The organism is Zavarzinia sp. (assembly GCF_041650655.1).
Classification (GTDB): Bacteria; Pseudomonadota; Alphaproteobacteria; order Zavarziniales; family Zavarziniaceae; genus Zavarzinia.
This window is the reverse complement of the sequence record NZ_JBAZKR010000043.1, coordinates 14,838-35,324: the sequence shown is the minus strand read 5'-3', so window position 1 is coordinate 35,324 and position 20,487 is coordinate 14,838. Positions and strand designations below refer to the sequence as shown.

The 20,487-nt window shown below is 68.3% G+C and carries 29 protein-coding genes, 1 tRNA gene and 1 pseudogene; 23 read left to right on the top strand and 8 right to left on the bottom strand.

The annotated features are described in order from the left end of the window. The 8 genes from hisG to yacG form a co-directional block, all read left to right on the top strand. Positions 1–536: ATP phosphoribosyltransferase (gene hisG, locus WC493_RS11660; protein WP_373065677.1), on the top strand; the 536-nt coding region annotated here is incomplete at its 5' end. After that, on the top strand, positions 526–1,827 hold the full coding sequence (hisD, locus tag WC493_RS11655) for a histidinol dehydrogenase (protein ID WP_373065676.1): 1,302 nt from the start codon (positions 526–528) through the stop codon (positions 1,825–1,827). The genes hisG and hisD, both read left to right, overlap by 11 nt. Position 1,828: 1 nt before the next feature. Continuing rightward, complete coding sequence (locus tag WC493_RS11650) at positions 1,829–2,305, top strand: UPF0262 family protein (protein ID WP_373065675.1); 477 nt, start codon at positions 1,829–1,831, stop codon at positions 2,303–2,305. Positions 2,306–2,318: 13 nt separating this feature from the next. Beyond that, positions 2,319–2,774, top strand: a complete 456-nt coding sequence (locus WC493_RS11645; protein ID WP_373065674.1) for an arsenate reductase ArsC — start codon at positions 2,319–2,321, stop codon at positions 2,772–2,774. Positions 2,775–2,887: 113 nt separating this feature from the next. Then, positions 2,888–3,106: a translation initiation factor IF-1 gene (gene infA / locus WC493_RS11640; RefSeq protein WP_373065672.1), complete on the top strand. Its 219-nt coding sequence runs from the start codon at positions 2,888–2,890 to the stop codon at positions 3,104–3,106. 20 nt (positions 3,107–3,126) lie between these two features. Continuing rightward, complete coding sequence (locus WC493_RS11635; protein WP_373065671.1) at positions 3,127–3,753, top strand: nucleoside triphosphate pyrophosphatase; 627 nt, start codon at positions 3,127–3,129, stop codon at positions 3,751–3,753. Then, positions 3,750–4,874 carry a ribonuclease E/G gene (locus WC493_RS11630; protein ID WP_373065670.1) on the top strand — a complete coding sequence of 375 codons (1,125 nt, stop codon included), beginning with the start codon at positions 3,750–3,752 and terminating at the stop codon, positions 4,872–4,874. Before WC493_RS11635 ends, WC493_RS11630 begins: the two co-directional genes overlap by 4 nt. Next, positions 4,871–5,056: a DNA gyrase inhibitor YacG gene (gene yacG, locus WC493_RS11625; RefSeq protein ID WP_373065669.1), complete on the top strand. Its 186-nt coding sequence runs from the start codon at positions 4,871–4,873 to the stop codon at positions 5,054–5,056. The genes WC493_RS11630 and yacG overlap by 4 nt, the downstream gene beginning before the upstream one ends. Here the strand turns inward: yacG and WC493_RS11620 are convergent. Then, the gene (locus WC493_RS11620; protein WP_373065668.1) at positions 4,999–5,877 is read right to left on the bottom strand and encodes an alpha/beta fold hydrolase; all 879 of its coding nucleotides are present in this window, start codon (positions 5,875–5,877) and stop codon (positions 4,999–5,001) included. The two genes, yacG and WC493_RS11620, sit on opposite strands and share 58 nt — an antisense overlap. A gap of 75 nt (positions 5,878–5,952) precedes the next feature. Here WC493_RS11620 and WC493_RS11615 point away from each other — a divergent pair, with 75 nt between their 5' ends. From WC493_RS11615 to WC493_RS11575, 9 genes are all read left to right on the top strand, one after another. Continuing rightward, positions 5,953–6,528 (top strand): TetR/AcrR family transcriptional regulator, encoded by a 576-nt coding sequence (locus WC493_RS11615; protein WP_373065667.1) that lies wholly within the window; start codon positions 5,953–5,955, stop codon positions 6,526–6,528. Positions 6,529–6,598: 70 nt separating this feature from the next. Next, positions 6,599–6,674: transfer RNA gene (locus WC493_RS11610), tRNA-Phe, on the top strand. Between the two features lie 21 nt (positions 6,675–6,695). Then, positions 6,696–7,385, top strand: a complete 690-nt coding sequence (locus tag WC493_RS11605) for an SOS response-associated peptidase (protein WP_373065666.1) — start codon at positions 6,696–6,698, stop codon at positions 7,383–7,385. Between the two features lie 48 nt (positions 7,386–7,433). Continuing rightward, positions 7,434–7,643 (top strand): hypothetical protein, encoded by a 210-nt coding sequence (locus WC493_RS11600; RefSeq protein WP_373065665.1) that lies wholly within the window; start codon positions 7,434–7,436, stop codon positions 7,641–7,643. A gap of 101 nt (positions 7,644–7,744) precedes the next feature. Beyond that, positions 7,745–8,470: a hypothetical protein gene (locus WC493_RS11595; protein ID WP_373065664.1), complete on the top strand. Its 726-nt coding sequence runs from the start codon at positions 7,745–7,747 to the stop codon at positions 8,468–8,470. Between the two features lie 280 nt (positions 8,471–8,750). Further along, the gene (gene ahpC / locus WC493_RS11590; RefSeq protein WP_373065663.1) at positions 8,751–9,314 is read left to right on the top strand and encodes an alkyl hydroperoxide reductase subunit C; all 564 of its coding nucleotides are present in this window, start codon (positions 8,751–8,753) and stop codon (positions 9,312–9,314) included. Between the two features lie 84 nt (positions 9,315–9,398). Next, positions 9,399–10,976, top strand: coding sequence for an alkyl hydroperoxide reductase subunit F (gene ahpF, locus WC493_RS11585; RefSeq protein ID WP_373065662.1), 1,578 nt, complete (start codon positions 9,399–9,401; stop codon positions 10,974–10,976). 199 nt (positions 10,977–11,175) lie between these two features. After that, positions 11,176–11,715, top strand: a complete 540-nt coding sequence (gene infC / locus WC493_RS11580) for a translation initiation factor IF-3 (protein WP_373065679.1) — start codon at positions 11,176–11,178, stop codon at positions 11,713–11,715. Between the two features lie 177 nt (positions 11,716–11,892). Continuing rightward, positions 11,893–12,756, top strand: coding sequence for a pirin family protein (locus WC493_RS11575; RefSeq protein ID WP_373065661.1), 864 nt, complete (start codon positions 11,893–11,895; stop codon positions 12,754–12,756). A 3-nt stretch (positions 12,757–12,759) separates the two neighbouring features. Here WC493_RS11575 and WC493_RS11570 read toward each other — a convergent pair whose 3' ends face one another. Beyond that, on the bottom strand, positions 12,760–13,716 hold the full coding sequence (locus WC493_RS11570; RefSeq protein WP_373065660.1) for a GlxA family transcriptional regulator: 957 nt from the start codon (positions 13,714–13,716) through the stop codon (positions 12,760–12,762). 104 nt (positions 13,717–13,820) lie between these two features. On the opposite strand from WC493_RS11570, the gene WC493_RS11565 reads away from it, so the two are divergent. Next, on the top strand, positions 13,821–14,384 hold the full coding sequence (locus WC493_RS11565; RefSeq protein WP_373065659.1) for a cysteine hydrolase family protein: 564 nt from the start codon (positions 13,821–13,823) through the stop codon (positions 14,382–14,384). Here the strand turns inward: WC493_RS11565 and WC493_RS11560 are convergent. The 6 genes and pseudogenes from WC493_RS11560 to WC493_RS11535 all read right to left on the bottom strand — a co-directional run. Continuing rightward, a pseudogene (locus WC493_RS11560) lies at positions 14,354–14,545 on the bottom strand (DUF4166 domain-containing protein); the annotation flags it as partial. The gene WC493_RS11565 and the pseudogene WC493_RS11560 overlap by 31 nt on opposite strands. A 45-nt stretch (positions 14,546–14,590) precedes the next feature. After that, complete coding sequence (locus tag WC493_RS11555; RefSeq protein WP_373065658.1) at positions 14,591–14,998, bottom strand: thiol-disulfide oxidoreductase DCC family protein; 408 nt, start codon at positions 14,996–14,998, stop codon at positions 14,591–14,593. A gap of 105 nt (positions 14,999–15,103) precedes the next feature. Next, complete coding sequence (locus WC493_RS11550) at positions 15,104–16,465, bottom strand: sensor histidine kinase (protein WP_373065678.1); 1,362 nt, start codon at positions 16,463–16,465, stop codon at positions 15,104–15,106. Positions 16,466–16,467: 2 nt separating this feature from the next. Beyond that, on the bottom strand, positions 16,468–17,169 hold the full coding sequence (locus WC493_RS11545; RefSeq protein ID WP_373065657.1) for a response regulator transcription factor: 702 nt from the start codon (positions 17,167–17,169) through the stop codon (positions 16,468–16,470). Continuing rightward, on the bottom strand, positions 17,144–17,758 hold the full coding sequence (locus WC493_RS11540) for a cytochrome b/b6 domain-containing protein (protein ID WP_373065656.1): 615 nt from the start codon (positions 17,756–17,758) through the stop codon (positions 17,144–17,146). Before WC493_RS11540 ends, WC493_RS11545 begins: the two co-directional genes overlap by 26 nt. Then, positions 17,758–18,042, bottom strand: a complete 285-nt coding sequence (locus WC493_RS11535) for a PepSY domain-containing protein (RefSeq protein ID WP_373065655.1) — start codon at positions 18,040–18,042, stop codon at positions 17,758–17,760. The genes WC493_RS11540 and WC493_RS11535 overlap by 1 nt, the downstream gene beginning before the upstream one ends. Before the next feature lie 193 nt (positions 18,043–18,235). Between WC493_RS11535 and WC493_RS11530 the strand changes: the two genes are divergently transcribed. The 5 genes from WC493_RS11530 to rplT all read left to right on the top strand — a co-directional run bounded on the left by WC493_RS11530 (position 18,236) and on the right by rplT (position 20,440). Further along, entirely contained in the window at positions 18,236–18,712 is a 477-nt protein-coding gene (locus tag WC493_RS11530) for a rubrerythrin family protein (protein WP_373065654.1), read from the top strand. A gap of 185 nt (positions 18,713–18,897) precedes the next feature. Then, on the top strand, positions 18,898–19,176 hold the full coding sequence (locus tag WC493_RS11525; RefSeq protein WP_373065653.1) for a DUF1778 domain-containing protein: 279 nt from the start codon (positions 18,898–18,900) through the stop codon (positions 19,174–19,176). Next, complete coding sequence (locus tag WC493_RS11520) at positions 19,173–19,667, top strand: GNAT family N-acetyltransferase (RefSeq protein ID WP_373065652.1); 495 nt, start codon at positions 19,173–19,175, stop codon at positions 19,665–19,667. The genes WC493_RS11525 and WC493_RS11520 overlap by 4 nt, the downstream gene beginning before the upstream one ends. 192 nt (positions 19,668–19,859) lie before the next feature. Then, entirely contained in the window at positions 19,860–20,060 is a 201-nt protein-coding gene (gene rpmI, locus WC493_RS11515; RefSeq protein WP_236107886.1) for a 50S ribosomal protein L35, read from the top strand. Positions 20,061–20,074: 14 nt separating this feature from the next. Further along, on the top strand, positions 20,075–20,440 hold the full coding sequence (rplT, locus tag WC493_RS11510; RefSeq protein ID WP_373065651.1) for a 50S ribosomal protein L20: 366 nt from the start codon (positions 20,075–20,077) through the stop codon (positions 20,438–20,440). Positions 20,441–20,487: the final 47 nt, after the last annotated feature.

Genomic DNA, 20,487 nt, shown 5'->3' with positions numbered 1-20,487 from the left:
TCAAATTCGCGACCGCCAATCCGAACGTCAGCCTGATCCGGGTGCGCGCCTTCGACGTCGCCACTTTCGTCGCCTTTGGGGCGGCCCATCTGGGCGTCGCCGGCAACGACGTGCTGATGGAGTTCGACTATCCCGAGCTCTATGCCCCGCTCGACCTCCACATCGGCCATTGCCGCCTCTCGGTCGCCGAGCCGGTCGATCTCGCCGGGCGGGACGATCCGACGCGCTGGAGCCACGTTCGCGTCGCCACGAAGTATCCCCATATCACGCGGCGCCATTTCGCCGCGCGCGGCGTGCAGGCCGAATGCATCAAGCTGAACGGCGCCATGGAACTGGCGCCGACGCTGGGCCTGTGCCGGCGCATCGTCGATCTCGTCTCGACCGGCGATACGCTGCGCGCCAACGGACTCGTCGAAGTCGAGAAGATCGCCGATATTTCCTCGCGTCTCGTCGTCAACCGCGCCGCCTTCAAGACCAGGGTCGAAGAGATCGGCGGCTGGATCGACGCCTTCAGGGGAGCCCTCAGTGCCGCTTGACCTGACCACCGCCTCGCCCGATTTCGCCGACGGTTTCAACGCGCTGCTCCATGCCAAGCGCGAGATGTCGGCCGATGTCGACGCGATCGTCGCCGGCATCATCGCCGCCGTGAAGGAAAAGGGCGACGAAGCCCTGCTCGACTATACGAACCGCTTCGACCGCATGGCGCTGACCTCGGCCGATCAGCTCGTCGTCACGGCCGACGAGATCGAGGAAGCGGTGGCCAAGGTCCCGGCCGAGCTCCTCGCCGCCCTCGACCTCGCCGCCAGCCGGATCGAATATTTCCACAGCCGCCAGATGCCGGTGGACGATCATTTCACCGATGCCGCCGGTGTCCGCCTCGGGCTTCGCTGGACCTCGGTCTCGGCCGCCGGCCTCTATGTCCCGGGCGGCACCGCGGCCTATCCCTCCTCCGTCCTGATGAACGCCCTGCCGGCCAAGGTCGCCGGCGTGCAGCGCATCGTCATGGTGGTGCCGACCCCGGACGGCGTGCTGAACCCCGCCGTGATGGCGGCGGCCAAGCGGGCCGGTGTCACCGACATCTTCCGTGTGGGCGGCGCCCAGGCGGTGGCAGCACTCGCCCACGGCACCGAGACGATTCCCCAGGTCGACAAGATCGTCGGCCCCGGCAATGCCTATGTCGCCTCGGCCAAGCGCCAGGTCTTCGGCCTCGTCGGCATCGATTCGATCGCAGGTCCGAGCGAAATCCTGGTGGTCGCCGACGGTGCCAACGATCCCTCCTGGATCGCCGCCGACCTCCTGTCCCAGGCCGAACACGACGAGAGCGCCCAGGCGATCCTGCTGACCGACGATTCCGCCTTCGCCGACAAGGTGCTGGCCGCGGTCCAGGCCCACCTCGAACGCCTGCCCCGGGCGGTCACCGCGCGCAAGAGCTGGGACACCCATGGTGCGGTGATCCGCCTGCGCAGCCTGGACGAGGCGCCGGCCCTGGTCGACGCCGTCGCCCCCGAGCACCTGGAACTGGCGCTGGAAGACCCGGACGCCATGGCGGCCCGCATCCATCATGCCGGGGCGATCTTCCTGGGCCGCCACACGCCGGAAGCGATCGGCGACTATGTCGCCGGCCCCAATCACGTACTGCCGACGGCGCGCACCGCCCGCTTCTCCTCCGGCCTCTCGGTCTTCGACTTCCTGAAGCGGACCACCCTGGTCGGCTGCGACGAGACGTCGATCCGGGTGATCGGGCCTGCCGCCGTCACCCTGGCCCGGGCGGAGGGGCTGGACGCCCACGCCCTCTCGGTCTCGGTCCGGCTGGGCGAGGCCAATTGAGATGGGCGTCGACGGCCGCCGCCTCGTCGGCGTCACCCTGGACGAGAGCTCGGTCGCCCGGCGCAGCCCGGACGTCGAGCACGAGCGCAAGGTCGCCATCTTCGACCTTCTGGAAGAGAACCGCTTCTCGCCCATCGGCGATCACGACGGCCCCTATCACTTGCATCTCGGCATCGAGGAATCGCGCCTCGTCTTCGACATCCGCGACGCCGACACCCGGCCGCTCGGCAAGATCATCCTGGCGCTCTCGCCCTTCCGCCACCTGATCCGCGAGTATCTCGCGATCTGCGAGAGCTATTATTCCGCCATCAAGTCGATGAGCCCGGCCCAGATCGAGGCGATCGACATGGGCCGCCGCGGCCTGCACAACGAAGGCTCGGAACTGCTGGCGGAGCGCCTGAAAGGCAAGATCGAGATCGATTTCGACACCGCCCGCCGCCTCTTCACGCTGATCTGCGTCCTGTTCATGAAGGGCTGAGCGGGGACTCGCCGTGCCGGGCTTCAACGCCGATCTGCCAGGGGCGGTGCTGTTCTGCTGCACACAGAACGCCATCCGTTCGCCGATGGCCATGGGGCTGATGAGGCATTTCTACGGCCGGATCGTCTTCACCGACTGCGTCGGCGTGCGCGCGGGCGAACTCGATCCCTTCGCCGTCGCGGTGATGGACGAGATGGGCATCGACATCTCGAAATACCGGCCCAAGGATTTCGACCAGCTCGAGGACACCTCCTTCGACCTCATCGTCTCGCTCTCACCCGAGGCCCAGCACAAGGCGGTGGACCTGACCCGGACCATGGCCTGCGAGGTCGAATATTGGCCGACCATCGATCCCTCGATCATGCAGGGCAACCGCGAACAGGTGCTGGACGCCTATCGCGCCGTGCGCGATCAACTGCTCTCCCGCATCCGCGGCCGCTTCGGTGTCGTCAAGGCGCCCACCGTCTGAAATTCGCTCGTGCAGCCGCATCAGGGCCGACCTGCGGCCAGGACGCTTGCAAAAGCGGCCCCTTGGTCGCATGTTCCAGCCCAAATTTTTATCGAGACCCCTCAGGAGATCTTATGCCCAAAGAAGAGTTGATCGAGTTTCCCGGTACGGTGACGGAGCTTCTGCCCAATGCGATGTTCCGCGTAAAGCTCGACAATGACCACGAAGTGCTCGCCCATACCGCCGGCAAGATGCGCAAGCACCGCATCCGCGTCCTGGCCGGCGACAAGGTCCTGGTCGAAATGACGCCCTACGACCTGACCAAGGGCCGCATCACCTTCCGCTTCAAGTAAGCGGTATTCCGGACTCGCCCATGGCGGCCGGTTCCCCTTCGTCGGCGCCCGTCTTCGTCCTGGCTTCGGCCAGCCCGCGCCGCCGCGAACTCCTGGCGCGACTCGGCCTGACGCCCGACCGTATCGTCGCCGCCGATCTCGACGAGCAGCCCAGACCGGGCGAAGCGCCGCAGGCGCTGGCGCTCCGGCTCGCCACCGACAAGGCGTCGGCCGTGCAGGCACGCCTCGCCGCCGAAGCGGCCCCGCGCGGCTACATTCTGGCCGCCGACACGGTGGTCGCCTGCGGCAACCGCATCCTGCCCAAGGCGGAGACCGAGACCGAGGTGCGCGACTGCCTGCGCCTGCTCTCGGGCCGGCGCCACCGGGTGCTGACCGGCCTCGCCCTGGTCAGGCCGGACGGCGCGCTCAGGTCCCGCGTCGCCGTCTCGACCGTGACTTTCAAACGCCTGACCGCGGCGGAGGTCGACTGGTATCTCCGCTCGCAGGAAGGGCTCGGCAAGGCCGGCGGCTATGCCATCCAGGGCCGGGCCGAAGCCTTCGTGCGTGCCCTTTCCGGCTCCCATTCCAATGTCGTCGGCCTGCCGCTCCACGAGACTTGGCAGATGCTGGCCGGCAACGGCCTGGACCTCGCGGCGCCGGGACGATGAACCGCCGCCTGCTGGTCGAGGCCGGGCCGATCGAAACGCGCCTGGCCCTGCTCGAGGACGGCGTGCCGGTCGAATTCCTGCTCTGGCCAGCGACCCGGCGCCCCCTGCTCGGCGAGATCCGTCTCGGCCGGGTGATCGAATGGGAAGCCTCGCTCGGTGCCTATTTCGTCGAGATCGGCCTCGACCAGCCGGCCTTCCTCAAGCGGAAGGACGCGCCCCCCTTGACCGAAGGCGCCGCCGTCGCCTGCGAGGTGATCCGCGAGCCGATCGGCCACAAGGCGGCACGGGTCGGCGCCCGCACGCCCGATGCCCTGGCCGCCCAGGCCAAGGCGGAGGCCGAGGGACGGGAGCCGCCGGCCCTGCTCCGCCCGGCACCGCCACCGGCCGCCCGCCTCGCCCGCCAGCGGGGCGCCGGCCAGATCCGCGTCAGCGGGGCGGCGGCGATCGCGGCACTGCGCCAGGCCCTGCCGGACCTCACGGTCGAAGCCGCCCACGGCATGCCCGATCTCTTCGCCGCCGAGGGCATCGCCGAGGAATTTGCCGCCAGTCTCGCCCGCGAAGTGCCCTTCGGCGCCGGCGGCCATCTGACCATCGACGAGACCGAGGCTCTGACCGCGATCGACATCGACGGCGGCGACCTCGGCCCCCGGGGCGCCAACGAGGCGGCGGCGCCGGTCGTCGCGCGGGAAATCCGGCGGCGCAACCTGGCCGGCCAGATCCTGGTCGACTTCATCGGCGACGCGCCCGCCATCGCGGCCGGCAAGGCGGCGCTGCTGCGCGCCCTGAAGGCCGATCCGCTGCACCCCGAACTGTCGCGCGGGGACCTGAACGGCATCGTCCTGCTGACCCGGACCCGCTTTGCCGACAGCATCACGCGGGCCGCCAGCGCGCCCTGCCCGCTCTCGACCGGGCGCTGGGCCTCGACCGAACATCTGGCCGCCGCCCTGCTCCGCCAGGCGGAAGCGCTCGCCCGCCACCATCCCGGCCGCGCCCTGCTGGCGCGCGCCCCGGGCGACGTGCAGGATTATCTCGACGCCTCCGGCCTCGGCGATGCCGCGGGCCTCGTCCTCAGCTATGCGCAGGCGCCCGACCGCGCCGTCGACGTGAGTATCCGGCCATGACCGCACCCGCCAACGACAACGCCAAGCCCTGCCCGATCTGCGGCCGGCCGGCGGTCGCCAAATACCGCCCCTTCTGTTCGCCGCGCTGTGCCGACGTCGACCTGCACCGCTGGCTCGGCGGCCACTACGCCATCCCCGCCACCGAGGCGGAGGAGCCGGGCGAGGGCGGCGACGAAGGCTGAAGCCCTTCGGCGAAACGCAGGAAGCGCCGCGCGAAATCCTCCGGCGCCTCCAGGAAGGGCGCATGGCCACCCGGAAAGGTGTCGATCCGCGCCCGCTTCAGGCGGCGCAGCGCCGGCCGGCACAGGAACAGGGGAATCACCCGGTCGCCCCGCGCCCAGGCGCACCAGACCGGCACGTCGAGGGCTGCCGCGACCGCGCGGAGATCGGCCTCCGCCCGGCCGAAACTGCTCCAAGCCTGGCGCAGCACACCCGCCACCTCCGGTCCTGCGGCGACGATCCGCTCACGCTGCTCCCGGGCCGCGGCGGCCGGCAGCACGATCCGGCCGTAATAAAAGGCGAAGGCGCGGGGAAACCACGGCGCCCCCCGCTCTCCCGCCGCGAAGAAGCGCGCGAACGCCCCGGTGAAGGCCCGCACCAGCAGCCCGACGCGGACCAGGCCGCCCGAGTCGCAGAGCACGAGGCCCCGCACCGGATGCCCGGCGGCATAGCGGATCGCCGCCGCCCCGCCGATCGAATTGCCGACCAGGAGCGGCCGCTCGACGCCCAGCCGCGCCAGCACCAGGGCCAGGATCTCGGCATAACGCTCGGCACTGGCGGGGACACGGTCGGGGCCGGAGCGGCCCTGGCCCGGCCAGTCGATCCGGATCACCTCGAAACGCCCGCGGATCGCCGCCGCGAAAGCATCGAAATCGCGCCCGCCATGGCCGACGGCATGGAGGCAGACCACCGGCGGCCCGGCGCCCTCGCGATGCACGGCAATCGCGGTGCCGTCGCAATCGATCATCTGCACCGGCTCCGGACACCCCAGCGCTTCCCGCATCGCCGCCTCCGTGATATCAATATCACCTAGAAGTGATTGATATATCACCAACGTCGATGATGCAATGGCGGGGCGATGGCGAAGGCGGATTCGAAGGACGGAACCTCGACGGCGACGCGCCTGGTGGCGGCCGCCATGGCGGAATTCTGCGAACACGGCTACGGCGGCACGGACAGCAACCGAATCGCCCGGCGGGCGGGCTTCGCGCCGCAGACCTTCTATCGCTGGTTCCAGGACAAGGCGGCGGTCTTCGTCGCCGCCTATGAGGACTGGCAGGCGGCCGAGCGCGACCTCCTGCTGCCGCTGCTCGCGGCCAATGCCCCGGGCCACAGCCTAGCCGCCGCCATCCTGGCGCATCACCGCGATTTTCGCCTGTTCCGCCGCAGCCTGCGCCAGCTCGCGGTCGAACAGCCGGCGATCCGCCGGGCGCGGGCCGAGAGCCGGCAACGCCAGATCGCCGCCCTCGGCGCCCTGGCGCCCGCCCCCGGGCCCGATCCCGCCGAACTGGCCGTCGCCCTGTTCGAGATCGAACGCCTGGCCGACGCCGCGGCCGAGGGCGAATTCGCCGACCTCGGCCTGACCGAGGCGCCGGCGGCCGCCGCCATCGCCGCCCTGCTCGACCGCCTTCGGCACCTACGCGAAACGCGTTGACGGCCCCGGACCTTTCCTCTAATAACGGCGTCCTCGCCGACAGCCGCGGTTTTCACCGTGGTCTTCATGGGCCCAGGTAGCTCAGTTGGTAGAGCAGCGGATTGAAAATCCGCGTGTCGCTGGTTCGATTCCGGCCCTGGGCACCATCTCCTCCGAGAGCGCGGCGCATGTGCAATCTCTATTCGATCACCAAGGGCCGGGCGGCCATTGCGGCATTGGCACGGGCCATGCGGATCGCGGCGTCGATCGGCAACCTGGCGCCCCTGACCGGGGTGTTTCCGGATTATCCGGCGCCGGTGGTCCGCAACACGGCCGAGGGGCGCGAACTCGCGCTGTTGCGGTGGGGGATGCCGTCCCCCGCCTTCGCCCTCGAAGGACGGAGCGCCGACCCCGGCGTCACCAATATCCGCAACCTGGCATCGGCCCATTGGCGCCCCTGGCTCGGAGTCCCTCACCGTTGCCTGGTGCCCTTCACCGCCTTCGCCGAACCCGAGACCCTGCCGTCGGGCGCCAAGACGACGACCTGGTTCGCCCTGGACGAGAGCCGCCCGCTCGCCTTTTTCGCCGGCCTGTGGACCTCCTGGCACGGGGTGCGCAAGGTGAAGGAAGGGCCTGTCGACGCCGATCTCTTCGGCTTCCTGACCTGCCCGCCGAACGACGTCGTGGCCGCCGTGCACCCCAAGGCCATGCCGGTGATCCTGACCGAGGCGGCGGACATCGAGACCTGGATGGAGGCCCCCTGGGAGGAAGCACGGCAGCTCCAACGTCCGCTGCCGGACGGCCGCCTGACCGTCGTCGCCCGCGGGCCGAAGCGCGATCCCGATACGATGGACGACCTGCCGCTGTTCCAGGGGTGACATAGGGCCACCCGATCCCCATATGATGGCGATCGAACGGAGACGACGATGACCGATGTCCTGAAGGGCCTTGTCCGTGCGCTGGTGGTGGCCGGGCTGTTGTTCCTGGTGCTGACCCTCGCCGCCAGCCTGCTCAGCGCCCTCGCGATCGCCATTCCGGTGCTTTTCGTGCTCGCCTGGCTGTTCCGGCCGCGCGGGCCCCGGATGCCCGGCCCGGAGGTGCGCCGCCGGGTGATCATCATCGATCACCGGGGTTGAGGCCGGGCGCGCAATTTCGCCGCGCACTCCCGGCGCCCCTTGTCCTCATGCGCTGAATGCGCTTCCCTGCCGGGGACCGATCCCGGCGGCGGAGGCGATCCGTGTTCATCAGGCTGACGCTTCTTCTCGCCCTCGCCCTCGGCGGCTGCGCCTTGCCCGGCCTGCCGAAGGACGGCGGCGGCTACAAGACGGTCGGCCTCATCGTTCCCGCCTTCCAGACGCTGCGGGCCACGAATATCGGCTTCGTCGGCGGCGGCGGTGAGGCGGACTTCGACGGCGCCTCGATCGACCTCGGCAACCGCCTGCGGAGCGGGATCAAGACCCTGCTGGCGCCGCGCTACCAAGTGGCCGACCTGCCCGATGTCCCGGTCCCCCACAATTATTGGTCCGCCATGACGGTGGCGGACTACGGCCTCAAGGCGGTCGAGGCCGCTGTCGCGGCCTCGCCGGTCAGGGCCGATCTCTATGTGGTCGTGCAGGAAATCGAGCGGAACGACCAGTTCACCGGCGCGCTCATCAAGCTTTCGGGCTGTGGCGTCCTGCATGTGGACACGCCGATCGCGAGCAAGCCGCCTTTCGCCTATTGCAGCCTGTCGATCGTGCTGGTGGACGGCACGACGATGAAGCCGATCGGGTCTCAGATCCTGCTGGCCGACAGCGGTTCGGGCCTCGCCCCCGATTCGATGCCGCACGTCGCCATGGAAGGCTTGGTCTGGCAGGGCGTCGCCCTGCCGCCGGCGCAGATCGCGGCCGCGAGCAAGGCCCTCGATGAGGTCGTCGCCAGCTCCCTGCCCTACAGCCTGAGAAAACTCGGGCTGGCGCCGTGAAGGCGCTTGCAGACGCTCCTTCCCAGGCGGTCGCGACGCCCCGTTGATCTCGCGCAATGACGGTCGCCACCCGGCATTCCAAAATTCCACACCGAATGCACGGGTGATCGGATTAGCTGATAACCCTATCGCCAATTCGCTCGTCCAGTCCACTTGAATAATTCTAATCTGTGGGCCATTTTGTGCGCACGGTCAGTCGGTTAAGGAGTAAACCTTGCCGGCTGGCGGACGGCCCCGGCGGGGTTCGTTGCTTTGCGTCAAACGTAGAAGGAAAGAGCTGATGTCTCTCATCAACACCGAAGTGAAGCCGTTCAAGGCGCAGGCCTACCACCAGGGCAAGTTCGTCGAAGTGACCGACGAGACCCTGAAGGGCAAGTGGTCGGTCGTCGTGTTCTACCCGGCCGACTTCACCTTCGTCTGCCCGACCGAACTGGGCGACCTCGCCGACAACTACGCGGAATTCCAGAAGCTCGGCGTCGAGATCTACTCGGTCTCCACCGACACCCATTTCACCCACAAGGCCTGGCACGACACCTCGGACACGATCGCCAAGATCGAATATCCGATGGTCGCCGACCCGACCCTGGCGATCTCGCGCGCCTTCGAAGTGCTGATCGAGGAAGAGGGCCTGGCCTATCGCGGCACCTTCGTGATCAACCCCGAAGGCCTGATCAAGATCATCGAAGTGCACGACAACGGCATCGGCCGCGACGCCAAGGAACTGCTGCGCAAGGTGAAGGCCGCGCAGTATGTCGCCTCGCATCCGGGCGAAGTCTGCCCCGCCAAGTGGACCCCGGGCGAAGCCACGCTGAAGCCCTCGCTCGATCTGGTCGGCAAGATCTGATCGCACTCATGCCTCTTGGTGCCCGGGGCCTTTCCCCGGGCGCCAACCCGCGCGACGACGCGCAGAAAGTACAAAGGTGTTGTCATGTTGGACGCCAATCTCAAGGCCCAGTTGAAGGGCTATCTGGAACGCGCGACGTCGCCGATCGAGATTGTCGCCGCCCTCGACGACAGCGAAGCCTCGCGCCAGATGCGCGACCTGCTGGCCGACATCGCCGATTGCTCGAAGCTGGTCACCGTGGTCGAGAGCGCGCAGACCGGGGTGCGCAAGCCCTCCTTCGCGCTGAACCGGCCTGACGGCAAGGTCTCGATCCGTTTCTCCGGCCTGCCCATGGGCCATGAATTCACCTCGCTCGTGCTCGCCCTCCTGCAAGTCGGCGGCTATCCGCCCAAGGTGGACGCCGAGACGATCGAGCAGATCAAGGCGCTCGACGGCGACTATGAATTCCGCACCTATATCTCGCTGACCTGCCAGAACTGCCCCGAGGTGGTGCAGGCGCTGAACCTGATGGCGGTGCTGAACCCGCGCGTCAAACACGAGATGATCGACGGCGCCCTGTTCCAGGACGAAGTGACCAAGCTCCAGATCATGGCGGTGCCGACCGTCTATCTGAACGGCGAAGTGTTCGGCCAGGGCCGCATGGAAGCGGCCGAGATCCTGAAAAAGCTGGACAAGGGCGCCGATGCCCGCGCCGCCGCCAAGATCGCCGCCAAGGAACCCTTCGACGTGCTCGTGGTCGGCGGTGGCCCGGCCGGCGCTGCGGCCGCGATCTATGCCGCGCGCAAGGGCATCCGCACCGGCGTGGTGGCCGAGCGTTTCGGCGGCCAGGTGCTCGACACCATGGGGATCGAGAATTTCATCTCGATCAAGGAGACCGAGGGGCCGCGCCTGGCCGCCGGGCTCGAGGAACACGTGAAGTCCTATGACGTCGACGTGATGAACCTGCAGCGCGCCACCAAGCTGGTGCCGGGCGAGCTGACCACGGTCGAGCTGGAGAGCGGTGCTTCGCTCCGCGCCAAGACCGTGATCCTGTCGACCGGTGCCCGTTGGCGCGAGATGGGCGTGCCCGGCGAGAAGGAATATCGGACCAAGGGTGTCGCCTATTGCCCGCATTGCGACGGCCCGCTGTTCAAGGGCAAGCGGGTAGCGGTGATCGGCGGCGGCAATTCCGGCGTCGAGGCGGCGATCGACCTCGCCGGCGTGGTGGCCCATGTCACCCTGATCGAATTCCTCGACGTGTTGCGCGCCGATGCCGTCCTCGTGCGCAAGCTCAAAAGCCTGCCCAATGTCGACATCGTCATGGAGGCCCAGACCACCGAGGTGATCGGCGACGGCAAGAAGGTGACCGCCCTCGCCTACAAGGAGCGCAAGACCGGCGAGGCCAGGACGCTCGAGCTCGAAGGCATCTTCGTGCAGATCGGCCTGGTGCCCAATACCGAATGGCTGAAGGGCGGCCCGCTCGAGCTGACTCCCCGGGGCGAGATCGTGGTCGACGCCAAGGGCCAGACCTCGGTCGCCGGCATCTTCGCCGCGGGCGACGTCACCACCGTGCCCTACAAGCAGATCGTCATCGCCATGGGCGAAGGCGCCAAGGCCTCGCTCGCCGCCTTCGACCACCTGATCCGCACCTCCGCCCCGGCCGAGAAGGCCGCCGCGGAATGAATCGGTCCAGGGCGGGCCACTGCGGTCCGCCCTGCCACTCCAGGCTTGCAACCGGACCCGTTGTGCGCCATTTATTACGCCATGCACCTGCTTGCGGCGGGTACAGGCATCAACCTCAGTGCGGAAGGACTACGGTGCGGCAGGGTCGGCTGACCCGGACGGCAATTCTGGTCCCCGCGCAGCTAGACGGAGACCTTACATAGCTCGCCCCCCCTTTCCCCAGTCCGTCCCTGAAAAGGGCGGCCCGCGCATCAACGACCAGATCACCACGCCCCGCGTTCGCCTGATCGACGAGACCGGCGAAAATCGTGGTGTCGTCACCTTCGCCGAAGCCCTGCACCTCGCCGACATCGCCGGTGTCGACCTGGTCGAGATCTCGCCCAACGCCGATCCGCCGGTGTGCAAGCTGCTCGACTACGGCAAGTACAAATACGAGGCGCAGAAAAAGGCCGCCGAAGCCCGCAAGAACCAGAAGGTCATCGAGATCAAGGAGATCAAGATGCGCCCGGGCATCGATCAGCACGACTATGACGTCAAGATGCGATCGATCCGCAAGTTCTTCGAAGAGGGTGACAAGGTGAAGGTCACCCTGCGCTTCCGGGGCCGCGAGCTGGCGCACCAGGACCTCGGCATGAAGGTGCTGCTCCGCGTCCGCGACGACACGGAAGAGATCGCCAAGATCGAACAGATGCCCAAGATGGAAGGGCGTCAGATGACCATGGTGATGGCGCCCCGCTGAGGCGCCGCACCGGCCGCGAATCGAACCCCGCCGCCCGCAAGGCCGGCGGGGTTCGTGCTTTCGCCCCGCGCCACCCCGATCGTTCCCGCCTGGGAAACGATCTCTTCCCCGGAAGCGGGATTTTTAACCGCGGCGGCCCGGGCCATATTGGCATCACGTTCCAACGAGGAGATGCCCATGACCCCGGAGAAGGTAGCCCAACCCGCCCTGCGCCAGGTTGCCGCCCTGGTGCGCGGCCAGCGCACCTCGGACGGTGCCGGCGTGCGCCTCACCCGTCTGCTCGGCCACGAGACGGTCGAGTCCGCCGATCCCTTCCTGATGCTCGACCATTTCGACACCGAGGAAGCGAGCGACTATATCGGCGGTTTCCCCGACCATCCTCACCGCGGCTTCGAGACCGTGACCTATATGCTGGAAGGCCGCATGCGCCACGGCGACAACGCCGGCCATTCGGGCGTCATCGGCACCGGCGACGTGCAGTGGATGACCGCCGGGCGCGGCATCGTCCATTCCGAGATGCCGGAACAGACCGAGGGCCTGATGCGAGGCTTCCAGCTCTGGGTCAACCTGCCGAAGCGGGACAAGATGGTCCCCGCCCGCTACCAGGAGATCCCGGCCGCCACCATCCCGGTCGAGGCGCGCGGCAATGGCACCACCGTCAAGGTGATCGCGGGGACGACCAGCCAGGGCACCCGCGGGCCGATCGAATCGGGCGCCACCGCGGCCCATTTCTTCGACATCCGCCTGGCCCAGGGCGCCAGCATCGAGGAAGCCCTCGATCCCGGCCTGAACGCCCTTCTGGTGGTCTATGACGGCTGGGTCCGCATCGCGGGCGAGAAGACCGTGCCGGCGGTCAATGTCGCCCTGCTCGGCCCCGGGGAGCGGGTCGCCATCGCCAATGCGGGCGACGAGGCGGCGGGCGTCCTACTGATCGCCGGCCGGCCCCTGAACGAGCCGGTCGCCTGGGGCGGGCCTTTCGTGATGAACACGCGGGACGAAGTGCTGCAGGCCGCGCGCGACTATCAGGCCGGGCGGTTCTGAGCATCAGGCGCCGAAGCGCCGCCGATAGTCGCCGGGTGTCAGGCCGACCAGTTTCTGGAACAGCTTCCGGAACGCCGCCGGGTCCTGATAGCCGACGGCGAAGGCGATGCGGTCGACCGCGTCGCGCGTCGCCTCCAGCCGGCGGCGCGCCTCGGCGACGCGGAGGTGCTGGCAATATTCGATCGGGCGAAACCCGGTCGCCCGGCTGAAGCGGCGGAGGAAGGTGCGTTCCTCGAGCCCGGCGCGCGCCGCCATCTCAGGCACCGCGACCGGGCCGAGCGCCGCCCCGCCGGCCAGCCAATGCTGGACCTTGAGCACGGCGCCGTCGCCATGGCGGAGACGAGGCTCGAAAGGCGCGTAATAGCGCTGCTCCCGCCCCGGCGGATCGATCAGCAGGAAGCGCGCCGTCGCCATCATCGCCGCCGGCCCCAGAAAGCGCGCGACCAGGAGGAGGCCGAGATCGGTCCAGGCCATCACCCCGCCCGCGGTCACGACGTCGCCCTCGTCGATCAGCAGGCGGTCGCAATCGACGGTCAGCGCCGGGTGGCGCGCCGCCAGCTCGTCACCATAGGTCCAATGGGTGGTTGCCCGCCGCCCGTCCAGCAGCCCCGCCCCCGCCAGCACGAAGGCCCCGGCGCAGACCGAGCCGAGCAGCGCCCCGGCGCCATGCGCCCGGCGCAGGAAATCGGCGACCGCCGGACTCGCGGCCGGCGGCTCGCCCAGGGCCGGCGGCGCCACCACGGCGGCAAGGGCATGGGGCAACGCCGGATCGCTGTCGAAGACGCAGGCCGGCACGCCGTCCGCCCCCGGCTGCCAGTGGCTGACTCGAAGGGCCGGGCCGTCCGCCGCATGGTTCAGCCGCCCGGCGACGGCGAGGAGATCGGTCAACCCGTGTACCGCCGCGGCCTGCGCGCCGGGATAGAGCAGCAGGCCGATCTCGGCCGGTGCTTCCGCCTGCATTGTCGAAATCGCCCCGTTTTTTGTCCAATCCGCCAATCGGCAGCTTGGCGTCTCCGGGTTATCACTGTCCAGGGCCGGGCGTTCCGGCCGTGCAGGAGCGAGCGATGACGAAGCGTGCCCTTCTCGTGGTCGATATCCAGAACGATTATTTCACCGCCGGGCGCTGGCCCCTGTCGGGCATGGAGGCTGCGGCTGCCAATGCCGGCCGGGTGATCGCCGCCGCCCATGAGGCGGGCGACCTCGTGGTCTTCATCGCCCATGTCGCGGCGGAGCCCGATGCCCCCTTCTTCGCCCCCGGCACCGAAGGCGCCGAGCTTCACGCCGCCCTCGACGTCCGGCCGGGCGACGCCCGCGTGGTGAAGCACGAGGTGAATGCCTTCAAGGGCACCGACCTGAAGCAGATCCTCGACGAGGCCGGGATCGAAGCGGTCACCGTGATCGGCGCCATGAGCCATATGTGCATCGATGCCGCGGCCCGCGCCGCCTCCGACTTCGGCTACGCCGTCACCGTGGTGGCGGATGCCTGCGCGACGCGCGACCTCGATTTCGCCGGCGCCATGGTGCCCGCGGCCGCCGCCCATGCCGCCTTCATGTCGGCGCTGGGCTTTGCCTATGCCACCGTGGTGAGCACCGCCGATTATGTGGCGGGCGCGGCAAAGGCGGCCTGAAGCGGCGACAGAGACCCGCGATAGCGGATCAGCGGCCCGGAAAGCGGCAGGGCGAGCGCCACATCGAAGTGGAAATCGCCCCCCCGCCGCCCGCGCCGCCGCGTCCAGCCGGCGCCCGGCCACCGGCACAGTGCAGCCCTGGGCCGCCAGGCGGCGCGCCGGCCGCGCCCCGAAACCGCCGCAGCCGCCGAGCAGGAGGACGCGGCTCACAACACCCGCTTCGCCTGGTCGGGCGTCGGCATCCAGCAGCTCTCGCGCCGGCCGAAGAGACGGTAGCGGTTCCGCGCCACCAGGCGATAGACGGCGTCGCGAAGTCCGCGCGGCACCAGGCGGAACACGGCCACCCCGCGCCACGGCCAGGGCAGTCCGGCCCAGATCGCCAGCACGGCGTCGCTGTCGCGCAGGCACCTGTCGCCGTCGACCACCACCATCGTGTCGGGATCGGCCGGATCGATGCCGAAGCGGCGGTAGAGCGCCGTACCCACCGCGCCCTGCATGGAGGCGAGGCGGAAGCGCCCCGCCCGGTCGTGCTTCAGGATGAACTGCGCATTGGCGGAGCAGAGCACGCACATCGCGTCGAAGACGACGATCGGCCCCTCGCCCACCCCGTCCATGCGCGCCTCTCTCAGTGCAATGCGGCGACGAAGCCGAAGTAATATTTGTCGAGCATACCGCCCGTGGTCGTGATCCCATAAGGAACAATCGCGACGAGACGGCCGTCAGGCCCCCGGGCCCGCGTCGAAGACCAGGCGGATCAGGGCGCCGCCGCCCGGGGCATCGTCGATTTCGACCCGGCCGCCATGGGCGGCGACGATGGTACGCACGATGGCGAAGCCGAGGCCGGCGCCGCCACGGCCGCTGCGGTCGAGGCGGACGAAACGTTCGAGCACTTTCTGGCGCTGGTCCTTGGGGATGCCGGGGCCCTGGTCGCGCACCGTCAGCACAGGCCCAGGTCCGCTGGTCACCGTGACGGCGGTCCCCGGCGGGCCATGGGCCAGGGCATTGTCGACCAGATTGCGCAGTGCCCGGCCCAGGGCCTCGGCATGGCCGGCGATGGCCGGGGCACCCGCATCCTCGAAGACCAGGACGCGGCCTTCGGCGATGGCGAGCGGCGTCAGATCGGCGACCACGTCGCGGGCCACAGTGCCGAGATCGACCGCCGAGGCGGGATCGACCGCCAGCGCATCGGCCTGCGCCATGTCGAGCATCTGGTCGACCAGGCGGCGCATCGCCCGCACCTCGGCCGACAGGCGCTCTTGCACCGGCCCGGGTTCCAGCTTGTCGATGCCGAGGGTCAGCACGGCGAGCGGGGTGCGCAATTCGTGGGCGGCATTGCCGGCGAAATCGCGCACCGTCTGCACCGCCGCTTCGATCCGGGCCAGCATGCCGTTCACCGCGACGATGAGGGCCTGCACTTCGGAGGTGGTCGCCGGCGCCTCGACCCGCATCGACGGCCTGGCCGGATCGATCTCGCCGATCGCCGTGATGGTCCGCGCCAGCGGGCGCAACGTGCTGCGCACCACGCTGAAATTGAACAGCAGGAACAGGACCGAGAGCAGTGCCAGCGGAAACACCACATGGAAGCGGATCTCGTTGAAGATGATGGGCACGAAAGGCTCGAAGCCATGGCCCGAAATGGCCAGCGTGATCCAATAGGACTGGCCATCGACGGTAACGCGCCGCGTGCCCGACAGCAGGAAACGGTCGCCCCAGATCTCGCGCTGGGTGCGGATCACCAGGAAGGACATGGGGGCTTCCGGCGCGATCTTGAGGTCGCCGTCCTGATATTGCCCGAGCACCCAGCCGGCCCGGTCGTGCACCACGAAGGAACGCCGCGTGCCGGGCGCCAAGGCTTGCGCCAATTCGTCCCGGATCGGCGGGTCGCCCGGCTGCCGAAGGTCGGGAATTTCCTCGGCGATGCGGCCTGCCTCGGCGGTCAGGAGGAGCTGGTCGAGTTCGTTCGGATTGCGCACATACATCCAGACCACCGCCAGAAGCTGGACCAGGAGAAAGACCAGCCCGACGCCGGCGAGGCGCAGCGACAGCTTGAAGACCAGCGAGCGGACGCGGGGGGCTGCCATGGTCAAGAGCGCGGCCCCTGGGTCGGGATCGGCTGGGCGGGGGTCAGGATGTAGCCGATGCCATGGGCGGTATGGACCGTGACCTTGGCCCCGCTCTCCGCGAGACGCCGGCGCAGGCGCGAGACCACGGCTTCCAGCGCATTGCCGGTGACTTCGGCCGATTGGGCATAGAGGGCGCCCTCGAGGCTGGGCTTGGCGACGACATGGCCGACCCGCCGCATCAGGCATTCGAGCAGGTTCATCTCCTTGGGCGAGAGGCGAAGCGGCCTGTCGTCCACCGTCGTCTCGCGCGCGATGCTGTCAAAGGCCAGATTGCCGACCGTCAGCGTGGTGCCCAGGCTGGCCCCCGGGCGGCGCAGCAAGGTGCGGCAGCGCGCCGCCAGCTCGCGCATCTCGAAAGGTTTCACCAGATAGTCGTCGGCTCCGGAATCGAGCCCGTTCACCCGGTCGTCGAGGCCGCCGCGGGCGGTCAGGATCAGGATCGGGCAGCCGCAACCCCGGCGCCGCACGAAGCGGACGAGATCGATGCCGTCGCCGTCCGGCAAGCCGAGGTCGAGCAGCAGGAGGTCGTAATCGGCGACGCTGACCGCGTCCTTCGCCGGCTCGACCCCCGGCACGGCATCGACCACGAAGCCGGCTTCGGTCAGGCCGTCGACGATCAGGCCGGCGAGCGCCCGATTATCTTCGACCAGCAGCAGCCTCATGATCGACATCCCCTTCGCCCGCCGGGCGCTTCCGCCCCGTGATCATGGCCAGCACCAGATTCTCGCGGTGCCGCACACTTTCGACCAGCGCCGCGACGATATGCAAGCCGGCCAGGGCAACCAAGCCATTGGCGGCCAGCGCATGGGCTTCCTGCACCCAGTCGACGCCCCAGAAGGCATCGAGCCCCTGCATCCAGCCGGTGACGGCGATTGCGGCGAGCAGCGCCATGAGCACCAGGATCATGGCGCCCCCGGCCGGATTATGGCCGACATAGCGCCGCTCGCGCCCGCCCGCCAGATCGGCCAGATGGCCCAGCACGACGCCAGGCGGCGCCACGAAATCGCGGAAGCGGGCATGGACGCTGCCGACGAAGCCCCAGACGATCCGGATCGCGAGCACGGCGGCGACGCCGTAACCGACATAGCGATGCGCCGCCTTGCCGGTATCGAGCAGGAAATAGTCGAGCGCCACGCCGGCCACGACCGACCAGTGGAACAGGCGGACCACCGGGTCCCACACCCGTACCAGGGGCCGGCCGGGCCGGCGGGCGGCGATGACCGCGCCCGCCGGCTTGTCCGTCGTCGACATCAGTCGAGGTTCTTCTCGACGGCTTCGCCGGTGATCGGGTTGAAATAGACCTCGGCCTTCTTGCCCTCGGCGGTATAGCCATAGATTTCGTAGCAGCCACCGCGGGTCTTCTTGAAGACCTTGATGTCCTTGTAGCCCATCTCGGCGATCTTCTGCTTCATCGCCTCTTCGCTGAGCCACTTCGACTCGGGTTCGGTGGTGCAGGTCGGGCCGGCGAAGGCGAGACCACCGGAAAAACAGGCGGCGACGATACCGGCCCCCAGGGCCACACGCAGCTTCTTCATATCAACTCCTCGTCGCGAAATGATTGGGATGGCGACGGGTCGAGCAATAAATTCAAGATCTGACAAAATCCTGACAATCCAATACTATAATATTCCCGGCGATTTTCCGGCGGTCAGGACTTTGTCAGACCGTATAAACAAATTCTCCCCACCTTCGCTGTCGGAAGGTGACAGGATTACGGGAGAATTGATTATGCGAGTCCTCAAAGGTCTTCTTGCCATCACTGCAGTCGCCTGCATTCCGATGGCGGCAATGCCCTCCCTGGCCGAAGGCGACCTGAACGCCCAGACCAAGAAGAACCTGGAAGCGGCGATGCACGGCGAAGCCTTCGCCCATCTGAAATACACCGCCTATGCTGAACACGCCCGCAAGTCCGGCCAGCCGGAAATCGCCAAGCTGTTCGACGAAGCCGCCAATGTCGAAGCCAACGAGCATTTCGCCCGCGAGGCGGACGCCCTGAAGCTGGCCGGTACCGACGAAGCCAACCTGCTCGACGGCATGGCCGGCGAACACTACGAAAACACCAAGATGTACGTCGAATTCGCCCAGCAGGCCGATGCCGCCGGCGACAAGAAGGTGGCCGACCTGTTCCGCCAGATCGCGGCCGACGAAGGCGACCACTACGAAGCCTACAAGGCCGCCGTCGAAAAACTGCGCGCCGGCAAATAAGCCGCGCCCGCCCTGTCCCCGCCGCACCAGCCCCTCACCGCGGCGGGGACAGGGTATTGGCCATCGGCGTGGCCTCGTCCACAGCCGTTTCGAGGCCGAGCACGGGGCCGGCCAGCCTATCCGCCCTCAATTTGTAATGACGCCGTCGTTACGGTGCGCTAGAAATGGCGGCTGAGAGGCATGCCATGGCCAAGCCGACCGCCCGCGAATCCTTGAACATCCGCATCCAGCCCGAACTTCGGGGACTGATCGACCGTGCGGCCGAATTGCTCGGCAAGACGCGCACGGACTTCGTGCTGGATGCCTCGCGCAAGGCCGCGGAAGACGCCCTGCTGGACCGCGCCGTCTTCACCGTCAGCGAAGAAACCTACCGGGCCTTTCTCGCCAGGCTGGACGCGGCGCCGCAGCCCAATGAACGCCTGGCACGCACGATGACGACGCCGTCGCCGTGGGATGCCGCGTGAGCCTTAGCGCCCCGGTACCACTGGCCGATCACCACCAACTGACAGCATTTGATTCCGGCGTCTCGTCGCTGGACGACTGGCTGAAGCGCCGTGCCCGGGCCAACCAAGAGTCCGGCGCGTCGCGCACCTTCGTCGCCTGTGACGGGAACCAGGTGGAGGCCTATTACGCCCTCGCCACCGGCGGGGTGACGCTGCCCGAGGCCTCCGGCCGTTTCCGGCGCAATATGCCCGATCCCATTCCCGTCATCATCCTCGGCCGGCTCGCCATCGCCCGCGCCTGGCAGGGCCGCGGCCTCGGCCGCGCGCTGGTGCGCGACGCCGCACTGCGTGTCCTGCAGGCCGCGGAACTGGTCGGGATCCGCGGCATGCTCGTGCACGCCATTTCCGACGACGCCCGGGCCTTCTACCTGGCCCTGGGGTTCGAACCCTCCCCCCTCGACGCGATGACGCTGATGGTCACGCTGGAGGACCTGCGTAAGGCAAGGGCGTAGCTGCAATGCTCGTCCAGCACTTGTAGCTGCCCTTGCGTCGGGTCAGGTCAGGTCATTACCCTCTCAGCACAAACCAAGCCCCCCTTGCCTCTCACCCCGCACTCCGCTATAAGGCCCGCTTCCATCGCGTGGCCGGGCCAAACGGGCTGCCCGGGCCGCGCACGTGCGATCTTCGGATCGAAGGAGGTTGAAATGCCCAAGATGAAGACGAAGAGCGGGGCGAAGAAACGCTTCACTCTGACCGGGACCGGCAAGGTCAAGGCGCTTCAGGCCGGCAAGCGTCACGGCATGATCAAGCGCACCAACAAGCAGATTCGCAATCTTCGCGGCTCGACCACCCTGTTCAAGACGGATGGCGACAACGTGAAGAAGTATTTCCTGCCCAATTCGTGACGGAGAGCTGAACCATGTCGCGCGTCAAACGTGGCGTCACCGGCCACGCCCGTCACAAAAAAGTCCTGGAGATGGCCAGTGGTTATCGCGGTCGCGGTAACACGTCCTTCCGGATCGCCATCGAGAAGGTCGAAAAGGGCCTTCAGTACCAGTATCGCGATCGCCGGGCCCGCAAGCGCAATTTCCGCGCCCTGTGGATCCAGCGCATCAATGCTGCCGTGCGCGAGCACGGCCTGACCTACAGCCGATTTATCGACGGGCTCGCCAAGGCGGGCGTCGAGGTCGACCGCAAGGTCCTCTCCGACCTCGCCATCCGCGAGCCCGGCGCCTTCAAGGCGCTGGTCGAGCAGGCGCGGGCGGCCCTCCCTACCGAGGCCTGACCCCCGCCAAATCACTGGCAATAGCTCCCGGGGTTTGCTACCCCGGG

Coding starts and splice junctions, on each gene's coding strand:
- WC493_RS11565 (WP_373065659.1), top strand. CDS start 13,821: ATGACGAAGCGTGCCCTTCTCGTGGTCGATATCCAGAACGATTATTTC.
- WC493_RS11535 (WP_373065655.1), bottom strand. CDS start 18,042: ATGAAGAAGCTGCGTGTGGCCCTGGGGGCCGGTATCGTCGCCGCCTGT.
- WC493_RS11605 (WP_373065666.1), top strand. CDS start 6,696: ATGTGCAATCTCTATTCGATCACCAAGGGCCGGGCGGCCATTGCGGCA.
- WC493_RS11600 (WP_373065665.1), top strand. CDS start 7,434: ATGACCGATGTCCTGAAGGGCCTTGTCCGTGCGCTGGTGGTGGCCGGG.
- ahpF (WP_373065662.1), top strand. CDS start 9,399: ATGTTGGACGCCAATCTCAAGGCCCAGTTGAAGGGCTATCTGGAACGC.
- yacG (WP_373065669.1), top strand. CDS start 4,871: ATGACCGCACCCGCCAACGACAACGCCAAGCCCTGCCCGATCTGCGGC.
- WC493_RS11550 (WP_373065678.1), bottom strand. CDS start 16,465: ATGGCAGCCCCCCGCGTCCGCTCGCTGGTCTTCAAGCTGTCGCTGCGC.
- WC493_RS11575 (WP_373065661.1), top strand. CDS start 11,893: ATGACCCCGGAGAAGGTAGCCCAACCCGCCCTGCGCCAGGTTGCCGCC.
- infA (WP_373065672.1), top strand. CDS start 2,888: ATGCCCAAAGAAGAGTTGATCGAGTTTCCCGGTACGGTGACGGAGCTT.
- WC493_RS11635 (WP_373065671.1), top strand. CDS start 3,127: ATGGCGGCCGGTTCCCCTTCGTCGGCGCCCGTCTTCGTCCTGGCTTCG.
- WC493_RS11570 (WP_373065660.1), bottom strand. CDS start 13,716: ATGCAGGCGGAAGCACCGGCCGAGATCGGCCTGCTGCTCTATCCCGGC.
- rpmI (WP_236107886.1), top strand. CDS start 19,860: ATGCCCAAGATGAAGACGAAGAGCGGGGCGAAGAAACGCTTCACTCTG.
- WC493_RS11525 (WP_373065653.1), top strand. CDS start 18,898: ATGGCCAAGCCGACCGCCCGCGAATCCTTGAACATCCGCATCCAGCCC.
- ahpC (WP_373065663.1), top strand. CDS start 8,751: ATGTCTCTCATCAACACCGAAGTGAAGCCGTTCAAGGCGCAGGCCTAC.
- WC493_RS11630 (WP_373065670.1), top strand. CDS start 3,750: ATGAACCGCCGCCTGCTGGTCGAGGCCGGGCCGATCGAAACGCGCCTG.
- WC493_RS11615 (WP_373065667.1), top strand. CDS start 5,953: ATGGCGAAGGCGGATTCGAAGGACGGAACCTCGACGGCGACGCGCCTG.
- WC493_RS11650 (WP_373065675.1), top strand. CDS start 1,829: ATGGGCGTCGACGGCCGCCGCCTCGTCGGCGTCACCCTGGACGAGAGC.
- WC493_RS11530 (WP_373065654.1), top strand. CDS start 18,236: ATGCGAGTCCTCAAAGGTCTTCTTGCCATCACTGCAGTCGCCTGCATT.
- WC493_RS11545 (WP_373065657.1), bottom strand. CDS start 17,169: ATGAGGCTGCTGCTGGTCGAAGATAATCGGGCGCTCGCCGGCCTGATC.
- WC493_RS11620 (WP_373065668.1), bottom strand. CDS start 5,877: ATGCGGGAAGCGCTGGGGTGTCCGGAGCCGGTGCAGATGATCGATTGC.
- rplT (WP_373065651.1), top strand. CDS start 20,075: ATGTCGCGCGTCAAACGTGGCGTCACCGGCCACGCCCGTCACAAAAAA.
- WC493_RS11555 (WP_373065658.1), bottom strand. CDS start 14,998: ATGGACGGGGTGGGCGAGGGGCCGATCGTCGTCTTCGACGCGATGTGC.
- WC493_RS11540 (WP_373065656.1), bottom strand. CDS start 17,758: ATGTCGACGACGGACAAGCCGGCGGGCGCGGTCATCGCCGCCCGCCGG.